Here is an 11,535-nt window from a genome sequence, read left to right as displayed (position 1 = left end):
CCGCGACGGCGAGATCAGGGACCGGTGCTGCCGCCGCCCGGGCCGCCGCCGCCGCCCGCACCCGCCGCGCCGACCGTTCCGATATTGCCGAACAGGTCCTGGAAGAACCCGCGCTTGCGACCCAGGGTCGGGGTCGTCTTGCCGTCGGGCTTGAGTGAGACGACCTGGTCGATCCCCGACTTGCGCACCGTGGTGACGTTGCCGGCCTGATCGAAGCTGATCTGCATCGTCAGCTGGTCGCGCGGCTTGGGCGGGGTGAAGGCGAGATTGCGGCTGTCGCGCGAGACGTAATACCAGTCGCCCTGGTTGAACTGACTCGCGAAGCTGGGCGTACCGAGCGTGGCGAGCACCGACTGGCGGTTGTCGACTCCGGGCTGTATCGAGTTCACCAGGTCGGCGTCGACGATATAGCCCTGGTGCGAGCGCAGCGGCGTGCACCCGGCGGCGAGCACGCCGGCAGCCAAAGCGAGAGAAAGAAGGGGGCGCATCGATACTCCGCGGAAACCCAGCCGCTTGCCCGCGCGGCACGCGCGCGTGGACATTGCGGCCTCGCGCCTCAATATGCCGCCGCGCGGGGCGAGACAAGCGTCGCGCCGGTCGGTCGAGAGGAAGAGCGTCAGGTGGGTTGGTTGAGTGGGTGGCTGCGGCGGCGCGGGCCGCGGGACGAGGCGTTGCCGCTGTACGACGCGGTGGTGGCGCGCGCGCGCCAGCCGCATTGGTATCTGGAGGGCGCGGTGCCCGACACGCTCGACGGCCGCTTCGACATGGTCGCGGCGGTACTGGCGATGGTGCTGCTGCGGCTCGAACAGGCACCCGACGGCACCGACGCCTCGGTGCGGCTGACCGAGCGCTTCGTCGACGACATGGACGCGCAGGTGCGCCAGATCGGCTTCGGCGACATGGTCGTGGGCAAGCACGTCGGCAAGATGATGGGCATGCTGGGCGGGCGGCTCGGCGTCTACCGGGAGGGGCTGGCCGCTCCGGAGGACGGCGCGCTGGACGCCGCGCTGGTCCGCAACCTCTACCGCGGCGCCGCGCCCGACGCCGCCGCGCTGGCGCATGTGCGCGGCGAGCTCAAGGCGCTGCGCCGCGACCTCGACCTGCTCGGCGTGCCCGAACTGATGGAAGGACGAATGGCGTGACGACCGAATTCTCGCGCTTGGAGCGGCTCGACACGATCGGCGGTGAGGATCGCACCGTGACGATCACGGCCGACGCCGAGGAGCGCGCCGCGCTGGCGCTCCGCTTCGACCTGGTCGGGGTCGAGCGGCTCGAGGGTGCGTTCGCGGTGCGGCGCGATCCCGCGGGCGTGCTGGTGCGCGGCACCGTGCGCGCCGCGGTGGTGCAGGCCTGCTCGGTCACGGGCGACCCGCTGCCGGCGATGATCGACGAGCCGGTCGCGCTGCGCTTCGTCGCGCCGGGTGCTGGCGGCGACGACGAGATCGAGCTCGGCAGCGACTCGATCGACACGGTCGAGCTCGAGGGCGGCGGGGTCGACCTCGGCGAGGTCGCCGCGGAGACGATGGCGCTGGCGCTCGATCCGTTCCCGCGCAGCCCGCGCGCCGAGCTGGTGCTGCGCGAGGCGGGCGTGCTGAGCGAGGAAGAGGCGGGCCCCTTCGGCGCGCTCGCCGGGCTCAAGGCCAAGCTCGCCGCGCCGAAGGACTGAGCCGCCCCGGAGGATCAGAACAGGCCGGGCTGGTCGCGCTGCGCCGCGTTCGGGTGTGCCACGGTCAACGGCCGGTTGGCCGGCGCGAACAGCTGAGTCGAGCGGCTCGCACTCGCGCTCGTGCCGATCGGGGTGCAGCTTCGCCCGGCGATATAGTCGAGCGCGGTGCGCAGCGAGAGTTCGGCGGGGTCGCCGAGCGCGTGGGAGACGTCGTCGTCCGCCTGGCAGCTCGCCTCGACCTTGGTCGCGAGGCCGTTGAAGTAATCGCCCTGTCGCGCGGAATTCTGCAGCGCGAGCGAAACCGCGAGCAGCCGGTCGTCGGTGCATGACGGATTGTCGAACGGGATCTGGCCGACCGGCTTGCCGTAGGTATTGCTGCCGATGAGCGCGACGTTGCCGTGGAGGTAGGGGATCAGCGCGTTGATCACATATTCGCTCGCCGAGGCGGTCGAACCAGTGCCGATGAACGCGACGCGCGTGGGCGCGATCGCCTGCGCTTCCTGGCGGAAATAGCGGATCCGGTCTTGGCTCGACTTGGACGGACGATAGCTGGTGTAGGCCTGCACGTCCGAGGTCGAGCGTCCTCCGCCGAGCAGGTCGGTGAAGGTCTCGGCGGTGGCGAGCAGTCCGCCGCCGTTGTAGCGCAGGTCGATCACAAGGTCGGTCACGCCCTGCGAGCGGAAGGTGGCGAAGGCGCTGCGCAGCTGGTCGTCGGCGCTGGCGATGAAGGTGCGCAGGTTGATGTAGCCGACCTTGCGCCCCCCCGAGTCGAGCACCTTCGCGCCGTAGCGCGATGACAACGGTGCCAGCGAGTAATTGGCGGTCGTTAGCGTCACCACCCGCGTTCCGGCGGCGTCGCTGACTCGCAACACGCGCGCGCTGCCCGGCGTCGTGTCGTCGAACGGCGCGTTGAGCGCGTCATAATCGTTCTTGGCGATGATGTCGCTGACGTCGCGGAGGTTGGCGGTGGAAGTCCCGACCGCGAGGATCTCGGTGCCGCGATCGATGCCGGCGGCGAACGCGGGCGTGTCCTCGAACGCCTCGCGTACGAACAGCCGGTTGCTCGCGGTCAGCGCGAGCCGCACGCCGAGGCCGGCGGTCCTGCCCGAGGCATAATAGGCCGCATCGGCCGAGGCCGAGGTGACATAAGTGAAGTAACGATCGCGGTTCTGCGCCCGCGCCGGTGCGGTGAGCGCGTCGACATAGTCGTCGAGCGTGGTGTAGCTGCCCGGGTTGACGTTGCTCGCGAGCAGCTCGGGGTACCGATACCATTCGTTGAGGATGGAGAACGCCCAGTCCTGCCGCGCGCGCAGCGTGCAGCCGCCGGTGCTCCCGCTGCTCCCGCTGCTGCCGGTGCCGCCGCCCACGGCGGCCGATCCGCCGCCCGGCGCGGCAACGCTGCCACGATCATCGCCGCCGCCGCACCCCGCCAGCATCCCTGCCAGCGCGAGCGCCCCCACCCACCGCGGTGTACGCATCACTTACTCCTACGAACTTACGTCATTCGTATCGTGACGCCAGCTACTTGTATATGGCGCCGCCGGGCGGCCACGGTGGAGAACGCCCCAGACTGGCGCCATCGCGCCGCGATCTGCTAGCGTGCCGCCATGACCGCGCGCCCATTCCTCCCGCTCGCCCTCCCCGTCCTGCTCGCGCTCGCCGGTTGCGGCGGTGGCGAGACCGCCAACCAGGCCGCCGCGGCGCCGTCGCGCGGCGACTACGTCGCGAAGATGCAGGCGCTCAACGAGAAGGAGCGCAACGTCGCGCTGTTCCGTGCGATCCGTGACGCGGGCCGCTCGTGCCAGCAGGTCGACCGCTCCGTGCCGACCGACCCGATCGCGGGCAAGGCCGCCTGGGTCGCCACCTGCGACGACCAGTCCGCCTGGCTGATCACGCTGGACGATTCGGGCACCGCCACCGTGACCGACGTGCGCGCGATCGCGGGGCGCAGCGCGACCGGCTGAGCCGTCGGCCGGCGCGCGGCTATCCGATCAGCCGGGCGATCTTGGCGCGCATCGCGCGGATCGTCTCGGCCGGCAGCGTCTGCACGCTCGAGAGCGACAGCGTGCGCGGATTCACCGTCTGGCCGTTCTTCCAGACCTCCCAGTGGAGGTGCGGCCCGGTCGAGATACCAGTCGAGCCGACATAGCCGATCACCTGCCCGCGCCGCACGCGGGCGCCCTGCGCCACCGCGAAGCGGCTCATATGGCCGTAGCCGGTGACGAGCCCGCCGCCGTGCGCCAGCTTGATGAAATTGCCGTAGCCGCCGGCACGCCCGGCGAACTGCACGACGCCGTCGACCGCGGCGTAGATCGGGCTGCCGTAGGGCGCGCCGATGTCGGTGCCCTTGTGCATCCGCATGAAGCCGAGCAGCGGGTGCATCCGCATCCCGTAGGTGGAGGTGATCCGCCCCGCGACCGGCATCCCCATCGCGCCGCGCCGCTCGATGGTGCCCGAGGGATCGAGCATCTGCCCGCCTTCCCCGTCCTTGTCGCCCCAGCGCACCAGCCGCAGCTGGCGGCGGCCGTGCGCCAGCCCGGCATATTGCAGCTGACCCACCTCGACCTCGCCGGTGGCGGCGCGCGCCTGGTCGGCGACGATATCGAAGCGGTCGTCGCTGGCGAGCTGCCCGATCGGCAGCTGCGCCGCGATCGCCTTGATGTAGGTCTCGACCACGCGCGCGGGCACGCCCGCGGCGCGCGCCGAGCGGTAGAGTCCGGCGCCGACCGTGCCGGTGACGTGGAGCGGGGTACGGTCGATCGCGATCAACTGGCGGTCGAGCACCAGCCCCTCGCCGGCGCGTTGCACCACCAGCTTGAGATCGAAGGCCGCGCGGAAGGCGAGCCGCTCGAGCGGGCGCGGCTGGAACTTGGTCGGACGGCGGCCGAGCGTCAGCGCCAGCACCGTGCCCGGCTTGAGCGAATCGATCGCCACCGCGTCGCCGACCAGACCCGCGATCCGCCCGGCCTCGCCGCCGCCGACCCCGGCGCGCTGCAAGGCGGTGCGCAGCGTGTCGCCGTCGGCGAGGGCTGCGCTGAGCTCGATCTGCGGGCGCTCGGGAGTCTCGGCGAGCGGGCGCACCAGCGCGGTCGCCGCCATGCGCCGCCCGGTGGTGGCACCGAGCGCGAGCGGCGCGATCCCCTGGGTGCGCGCCTCCTCCAGGCTGGCGCGGTCGCCCGGCACGGCGCGGTCACCGGTGATCGCGGGCAGGCCGGGGTTGAGCTGCCACGCCCCCCAGCACAGCGCCGCGCAGGTGGCGAGGCCGCGCCACCAGGTGCGGCTGCCGATGTCCTGGCCGAGGTCGGGGATCCAGTCGGTGTGCGCCAGCGCCACGCGGGCGCGATCGAGCGCGCCGCGCTCGGCAAGCGGTACCAGCTGGCGTCCGAACGCGCGACCGCTGCCGCGTCCGCCGGCGCCTGCCAGCTCCATGCCCTGATCGTCGCGCAAGAACACGCCGGCCGCCGCCTTCCGTCACGCGCCGAACCTACCCCCCGGCGCTTGGGTGCGAGCGTTGTGGAGAAGAGGTGCTAAAGTCAAATTAACCGCGCCCCGCCGCGGCGATCGCTGCGGCGGGCCGGTGGTGTCCGGCGGCGGGCCGCGCCGGAGACTGAGCGCGATTGCATACCGCCGGCACAGACCCGATGTAGTCTGGGTCATGTCGCTCACCCCTCGCCCGCACGACAGCTCGCGCGTGATCGCGGTGCTGGGTCCGACCAACACCGGCAAGACGCATCTCGCGATCGAGCGCATGTGCGCGCACGCCAGCGGCATGATCGGCTTTCCGCTGCGGCTGCTGGCCCGCGAGGTGTACGATCGCGTGGTCGCGATCAAGGGACCGGAGCGGGTGGCGCTGATCACCGGCGAGGAGCGCATCGTCCCCAGGGACGCACGCTGGTTCCTGTGCACCGCCGAGAGCCTGCCGCTGGAGCGCGACGTGGCCTTCGTCGCGCTCGATGAGGCGCAGCTCGGCGCCGACCGCGAGCGTGGCCATGTGTTCACCGATCGCCTGCTGCGCGCGCGCGGACGCGAGGAGACGATGATCCTCGGCTCGGAGGCGTTGCGCCCGGTGCTGCGCGCGCTGGTGCCCGAGGCGGAGATCGTGGAGCGGCCGCGCTTCTCCACGCTGAGCTACGCCGGCGCCAAGAAGCTGTCGCGGCTGCCGCGGCGCTCCGCGATCGTCACCTTCTCGGCCGAGGAAGTCTATGCCACCGCCGAGATGCTGCGCCGGCTGCGCGGCGGCGCCGCGGTGGTGATGGGCGCGCTGTCCCCGCGCACGCGCAACGCGCAGGTGGCGATGTTCCAGGCGGGCGAGGTCGACTATCTCGTCGCCACCGACGCGATCGGCATGGGGCTCAACCTCGACGTCGGCCACGTCGCCTTCGCCGGCCTGTCCAAGTTTGACGGCCAGCAGCGCCGCCGCCTCACCGTCGCCGAGATGGCGCAGATCGCGGGCCGCGCCGGGCGCCACCAGCGCGACGGCACCTTCGGCGGGCTCACCGAGGAGGGGCCCGAGGCGTTCGAGCCCGAGGAAGTGGCCGCGATCGAGGCGCATCGCTTCCCGCGGCTCGACTGGCTCTACTGGCGCGACGGCACGCCCGACCTCTCCTCGATCGACGCGCTGCTCGCCTCGCTCGCGCGCCGCCCCGATCACGAGCGGCTGCGCGCCGCCCCCGAGGCGACCGACCTCAGGGTGCTCAAGCGGCTCGCCGAGGAGGCGGGCGTGCGCGACCGCGCGCGCGGCAATGTCGCTCGGCTGTGGGCGGCGTGCGGCATCCCCGATTTCGCCAAGCTCGGCATCGACCCGCACGCGCGCTTCGTCGGCCGCGTGTTCGGCTATCTCGCGCAAGGACACGTGCCGCACCAGTGGTTCGCCGACGAGGTGGCCCGGCTCGACCGCGTCGAGGGCGACGTCGAGACGATCGCCGGGCGGATCGCGGCGATTCGCAGCTGGGCCTATATCGCGCAGCGCCCCGATTGGCTGGCTGACCCACAGCACTGGGCGGCGCGGACGCTGGCGGTGGAGGAGCGGCTGTCCGACGCGCTCCACGAGAAGCTCACCCAGCGCTTCGTCGACAAGCGCACCACCGCGCTGGCCAAGAAGATCGGCAGCGGCGTGGGCGCGCTGCCGGTCGAGATCGACGCCGAGGGCGAGGTCACGATCGACACCCACGCGATCGGACGGCTGGAAGGCTTCCGCTTCGTCGTCGCGCCCGACGCCACCGCCTCGGACAAGCGGCTGCTGCTCGCCACCGCGGAGAAACGGCTGGGTGCCGAGCGGCGGCGCCGCGCCGACGCGCTCGTCGCGCGCGACGATACGGGCTTCGCGCTCGACGACGACGGCGTGATCCTCGCGGACGGGCTGGCGGTGGCGCGGCTCAAGCGCGGGGCGTCGCTGGCGCGCCCACAGCTCGCGCTCGACCCGGCGCTCGACTGTCTCGATCCCGCGGTGCGCGAGTCGATCGCGATCCGGCTACGCGCGTGGCTCACGGCGGCGATCGGTCGCGCGCTGCGCAGCGTCGCGGTGGCGGCGGAGGCGGCGCGCGCGCCAGCCGCGAGCCCGGCACTGCGCAGCGTCGCGGCGGCGCTGGAGAGCGGCGGGGGGTTCGCCGAGCGGCTGCCGCTCCGCGCCGCGATCGAGTCGCTCAGCGCGGGCGACCGCCACTGGCTGCGGCGCCAGGGCGTGACGATCGGCGCGCTCGACCTGTTCGATCCGCGGCTGCTCAAGCCCGGCGCGCAGGCGTGGCGCCGCGCCTTGCTCGCCGCGGCGGGGACGCCGCCGCCCCCGCTGCCGCGCGCCGGCGCGACGACGCTGCCGCGCGGCAGCGCGGGCGCGGTGCCGCTGATGGGGTATCGCCCGCTCGGCACGCAGGCGGTGCGGATCGACCTGGTCGAGCGGGTCGCGCGCGCCGCGCACGACGCGCGTGCCGTCGACGGCCGCGCCCCCTTCGCACCCGATCCCGCGCTGGCGGTGTCGATCGGGCTCGAGCCGGCGACGATCGCGCGGCTGATGGCCGAGCTCGGCTTCCGTCCCGCGTCCGTCAGCACCGAGGGGCCGCCGCTCTATGTCTGGCGCGGCCGTGCCCGCGCGCGCGAGTCGCGGCCCGCGCCCGACAATGCCTTCGCCGCGCTCGCCGAGCTGGTGCGGCGTTGAGCGGCGGCGAGGCGATGCGGCTCGACCGGTATCTGTGGTTCACCCGCCTCGCCAAGACGCGTGACGTCGCACAGGCGCTGGCGTGCGACGGTCGGCTGCGCATCGACGGCCGCGCGATCGACCGCGCGCACGCGCCGGTACGCGTCGGCAACATCCTCACCTTCTTTCACGCCGGACGGGTGCGCGTGCTGCGCGTCGAGGCCTTGCCGGGGCGGCGCGGTCCCGCGCCCGAGGCACAGGCCTGCTACCAGGAACTGGTCACCGGCGAGGGCGAGAACGGCTCGCAACCCGCGCTGGAGCGTTGACGCGGGCGTGATGCGGCGCAAAAGCGGCGCGCGAGAAGCGAGGATATCCCGATCATGACCTACGTCGTCACCGACGCGTGCATCCGCTGCAAGTACATGGACTGCGTGGAGGTCTGCCCGGTCGACTGTTTCTACGAGGGCGAGAACATGCTCGTCATCAACCCGTCCGAGTGTATCGACTGCGGCGTGTGCGAGCCGGAATGCCCGGCCGAGGCGATCCTGCCCGACACCGAGAGCGGGCTGGAGCAGTGGCTCGAGCTGAACAACACCTTCTCGGCGCAATGGCCGAACGTCACGCGCAAGCTCGACCAGACCCCGCCCGACGCTGATTCGTTCAAGGGTCAGGACGGCAAGTTCGACAAATTCTTCTCGCCCGAACCCGGCAAGGGCGACTGAGTCGCGGCGAGCCCGAGGAACGTGCGCGATTGCCGGCCGCAACGCGCAAGCGTACCGCTGCGACGATGACCCGCTGGCCCGCCCCCGTGCTCCTCGCGCTGTTTCTTCCGCTCACCGCCGCGGCGCCTGCCGTGCCCGCGCCGCAGGCGGCGCCCGCCGCCGCCGAGGCGCGGCCGCCGGTGGTGGTGCCGACCGTCATCGCGCGCTTCCCACACGATCGTGAGGCTTTCACCGAGGGGCTGATCTGGCACGGTGGCGCACTCTACGAGAGCGTCGGCCTCGAGGGCCGCTCCGACGTCCGCCGAGTCGAGCTCGCCACCGGCAAGGCGGTGAAGCGCGCGGTCATCCCGCCGGCGCAGTTCGGCGAGGGACTGGCGGCGTGGAAGGACCAGCTCGTCAGCCTCACCTGGCACGATGGGATCGCGCATCGCTGGGCGGCGACGACGCTGCGACCGCTCGGCACCGCACGCTACAGCGGCGAGGGCTGGGGGCTGACGAGCGATCGTACCGCGCTGATCCGCTCCGACGGCAGCGCGACGCTGACCTTCCACGATCCGGTCACGCTGGCGGTGAGGCGGACGCTCAAGGTGACCTATATGGGTCAGCCGGTCGACCAGCTGAACGAGCTCGAGTGGGTCGAGGGCGCGATTCTCGCCAACGTCTGGCACCAGCCGATGGTCGTGCGGATCGATCCGGCGAGCGGGCGCGTCACGGAGGTGATCGACCTGCGCGCGATCGTCGCCGAGGTGGGCGCGCGCGACCCCGAGGCGGTCGCCAACGGCATCGCCTGGGACGCCGCCAAGCGCCGGCTGTTCGTCACCGGCAAGCGCTGGCCGACCTTGTTCGAGATCCGGCTGCCGCGCTGAGGGCCGGACGCGTCGCCGCGATCGCCCGGAGCGGGGCTCAGGCCAGCAGCCGCACGCCCACGATCAGCAGCACCACCGCGAGCAGCGGCGTGACGATCCGCTCGGGCAGCCGGTCGGTCAGCTGCGCGCCCAGGACCACGCCGGGGATCGAGCCGAGCAGCAAGGCGCCGAGCAGGTGCAGGTCGATGTTGCCGATCAGCGCGTGGCCGATCCCGCCGAGCAGCGCGACCGGTACGGCGTGGAGGATATCCGTCCCCACGAGCTTCTTGGCGGTGAGCCGGAAGGGGTAGAGCAGCAGCAGCAGCGTCGCCCCGAGCGCGCCCGCGCCCACCGACGTCAGTGTGATCAGCGTGCCGAGCAGCGCGCCCGCCGCGACCGTCAGCGCCGGCTGGTAGCGCAGCAGCGCCTCGGTGCGCGGGCCCTCGCGCCGCGCGAAACGGCGTGCCAGTGCGGCGCGGAAAGGGGTGAGCAGCGCCGAGATCACCAGGGTCGCGCCGAGCACGCGTACGATCAGGCCGCCGCTCTCGGCGCGCTCGTGATGGCTCCACAGCCACCACAGCGTGACGGCGACCGCGGGCAGGCTGCCGAGGCAGAGCCGACGCACCACCGTCCAGTCGGCATTGTCGCGGCGGTGATGCACCGCGCCGCCGACCAGCTTGGTGATCGCGGCGAACCACAGGTCGGTGCCGACCGCGGTGGCGGGCGCCACCCCGAACAGCAGGATCAGCACCGGCGACATCAGCGAGCCGCCGCCCACGCCGGTCAGTCCGACGATGGCGCCCACCAGGAAGCCCGCGAGCGTGCTCAGCCAGTCCACGTCGCGCGTACCCCCATCGCATGTCCCGGCGTCATCGCGCCCGATGTGCGACGCCGGAGGGGCGCGCGGCAAGCGCAGAAATGCTTGGGGCCGCCGTGGCGGCGGGCGCATCGGGGTTAGTCGCGCGCGTTGCCGGCGTGCAGGCGCGCGAGGATCGCCGCGATGCGCTCGCCGGCGCGGCCGTCGCCGAAGGGATTGCGCGCGCGCGCCATCGCCGCATGCGCGGCCGGGTCGTCGAGCAGTCGGGTCGCCGCCGCGACGATGTGCGCCGGATTGGTCCCGACCAGGCGCGCGCAACCCGCTGCGATCCCCTCCGGCCGCTCGGTGGTGTCGCGCAATACCAGCACGGGCAGGTCGAGCGCGGGCGCCTCTTCCTGCAGCCCGCCCGAGTCGGTGAGCAGCAGGTGGCTCAGGCCGAGCAACCGCACCATCGCGGGATAGTCGAGCGACGGCAGCACCGTCACCCCCGGCTCGCGCGCCAGCAGCCGCGCCAGCGCGAGCGCCTGTGGCGCCGGGTGCGTGGGCAGCGCCACTGCGACGTCGTCGCGCCGCGCCAGGAGCGACACCGCCCGCGCCACGCTGGCCATCGCGGCCGCATTCTTCTCGCGCCGATGCACCGTGACGATCACGATCCGGCGCCTGCCCGCTGCGGCGACGAAGGACGCCACCGAAGCCCCGAGCGACGGCGTCGCGGCGACGCGGGCGGCCATGGCGAGGAGCGAGTCGATACCGCTATTGCCGAAGACGTGTATCGCCCCCAGCGGCACGTTCTCGGCGGCGAGCGCGGCGGCGGCGGTGGCGGTGGGCGCGAAGTGGCAGTCCGCCACCGCGGTGATCGCCCTGCGCCAGCCCTCCTCCGGGCGCGGCGCGGCGAGGTCGCCGCTGCGGAGCCCCGCCTCGACATGCGCGACGGGCACGCCGCACAGGTTGGCCGCCATCGCCCCCGCCCAGGCGCTGGAGGTGTCACCCTGCACCACCAGCCGCGCCGGCTGCTCCGCCTCGAGCAGCGCCGCGACCGAGTCGATCATCGCCCCGAGCAGGGTGCGATGCGGTTGCCTTGCGCGCATCAGGTCGAGATCGACGTCGGGCACCAGTCCCAATGCATCGAGCGCCTGGTCGAGCAGCTCGCGGTGCTGGCCGGTCACCGCGACGCGCACCGTCAACGCCGCGTGAGGGCGCAGGGCAGCGATCACCGGTGCCATCTTGATCGCCTCGGGTCGGGTGCCGAATAGGAGCAGGATGCAGGGCGCCGCGCACATGTTTCCCCATTGTAGCGGGAGGCGGACATGCTGCGGCGCGGAACCTAGCGGCCGTGCCGCGCGATTCAGCGGCGA

The 11,535-nt window shown here is 72.8% G+C and carries 12 protein-coding genes; 7 read left to right on the top strand and 5 right to left on the bottom strand.

The genetic code is table 11. The features are described from left to right. Window positions 1–14: 14 nt before the first annotated feature. Window positions 15–488: an outer membrane protein assembly factor BamE gene (locus tag FHY03_RS10145; RefSeq protein ID WP_183922642.1), complete on the bottom strand. Its 474-nt coding sequence runs from the start codon at window positions 486–488 to the stop codon at window positions 15–17. A 132-nt stretch (window positions 489–620) separates the two neighbouring features. Here FHY03_RS10145 and FHY03_RS10140 point away from each other — a divergent pair, with 132 nt between their 5' ends. Then, window positions 621–1,142 carry a ubiquinol-cytochrome C chaperone family protein gene (locus FHY03_RS10140; RefSeq protein ID WP_409314183.1) on the top strand — a complete coding sequence of 174 codons (522 nt, stop codon included), beginning with the start codon at window positions 621–623 and terminating at the stop codon, window positions 1,140–1,142. Next, a complete protein-coding gene (locus tag FHY03_RS10135) occupies window positions 1,139–1,666 on the top strand; it encodes a DUF177 domain-containing protein (RefSeq protein ID WP_183922646.1) in 528 nt (175 codons plus the stop codon). Before FHY03_RS10140 ends, FHY03_RS10135 begins: the two co-directional genes overlap by 4 nt. Before the next feature lie 14 nt (window positions 1,667–1,680). On the opposite strand, the gene FHY03_RS10130 is transcribed toward FHY03_RS10135, so the two are convergent. Continuing rightward, window positions 1,681–3,144: a S41 family peptidase gene (locus tag FHY03_RS10130; protein WP_183922648.1), complete on the bottom strand. Its 1,464-nt coding sequence runs from the start codon at window positions 3,142–3,144 to the stop codon at window positions 1,681–1,683. Window positions 3,145–3,273: 129 nt separating this feature from the next. On the opposite strand from FHY03_RS10130, the gene FHY03_RS10125 reads away from it, so the two are divergent. Further along, window positions 3,274–3,630: a hypothetical protein gene (locus tag FHY03_RS10125; protein ID WP_183922650.1), complete on the top strand. Its 357-nt coding sequence runs from the start codon at window positions 3,274–3,276 to the stop codon at window positions 3,628–3,630. A gap of 19 nt (window positions 3,631–3,649) precedes the next feature. On the opposite strand, the gene FHY03_RS10120 is transcribed toward FHY03_RS10125, so the two are convergent. Next, entirely contained in the window at window positions 3,650–5,119 is a 1,470-nt protein-coding gene (locus FHY03_RS10120) for a M23 family metallopeptidase (RefSeq protein ID WP_183930590.1), read from the bottom strand. Between the two features lie 202 nt (window positions 5,120–5,321). Here FHY03_RS10120 and FHY03_RS10115 point away from each other — a divergent pair, with 202 nt between their 5' ends. From FHY03_RS10115 to FHY03_RS10100, 4 genes are all read left to right on the top strand, one after another. Then, the gene (locus FHY03_RS10115; RefSeq protein ID WP_183930588.1) at window positions 5,322–7,817 is read left to right on the top strand and encodes a helicase-related protein; all 2,496 of its coding nucleotides are present in this window, start codon (window positions 5,322–5,324) and stop codon (window positions 7,815–7,817) included. 14 nt (window positions 7,818–7,831) lie between these two features. After that, window positions 7,832–8,122 carry an RNA-binding S4 domain-containing protein gene (locus tag FHY03_RS10110; RefSeq protein ID WP_183930586.1) on the top strand — a complete coding sequence of 97 codons (291 nt, stop codon included), beginning with the start codon at window positions 7,832–7,834 and terminating at the stop codon, window positions 8,120–8,122. Window positions 8,123–8,176: 54 nt separating this feature from the next. Further along, window positions 8,177–8,518, top strand: a complete 342-nt coding sequence (fdxA, locus tag FHY03_RS10105) for a ferredoxin FdxA (RefSeq protein WP_183922656.1) — start codon at window positions 8,177–8,179, stop codon at window positions 8,516–8,518. A gap of 65 nt (window positions 8,519–8,583) precedes the next feature. Further along, window positions 8,584–9,384, top strand: a complete 801-nt coding sequence (locus FHY03_RS10100; RefSeq protein ID WP_183930584.1) for a glutaminyl-peptide cyclotransferase — start codon at window positions 8,584–8,586, stop codon at window positions 9,382–9,384. Between the two features lie 37 nt (window positions 9,385–9,421). Here the strand turns inward: FHY03_RS10100 and FHY03_RS10095 are convergent, their stop codons facing one another. Next, window positions 9,422–10,201: a sulfite exporter TauE/SafE family protein gene (locus FHY03_RS10095; protein WP_311721360.1), complete on the bottom strand. Its 780-nt coding sequence runs from the start codon at window positions 10,199–10,201 to the stop codon at window positions 9,422–9,424. Between the two features lie 116 nt (window positions 10,202–10,317). Then, a complete protein-coding gene (gene wecB / locus FHY03_RS10090; protein ID WP_183922662.1) occupies window positions 10,318–11,460 on the bottom strand; it encodes a non-hydrolyzing UDP-N-acetylglucosamine 2-epimerase in 1,143 nt (380 codons plus the stop codon). Window positions 11,461–11,535: the final 75 nt, after the last annotated feature.

This window comes from Sphingomonas sp. BK345 (assembly GCF_014193845.1).
Classification (GTDB): Bacteria; Pseudomonadota; Alphaproteobacteria; order Sphingomonadales; family Sphingomonadaceae; genus Sphingomonas.
Note: the sequence above shows the minus strand (reverse complement) of the source record. Positions and strands in the feature narration are given on the sequence as shown.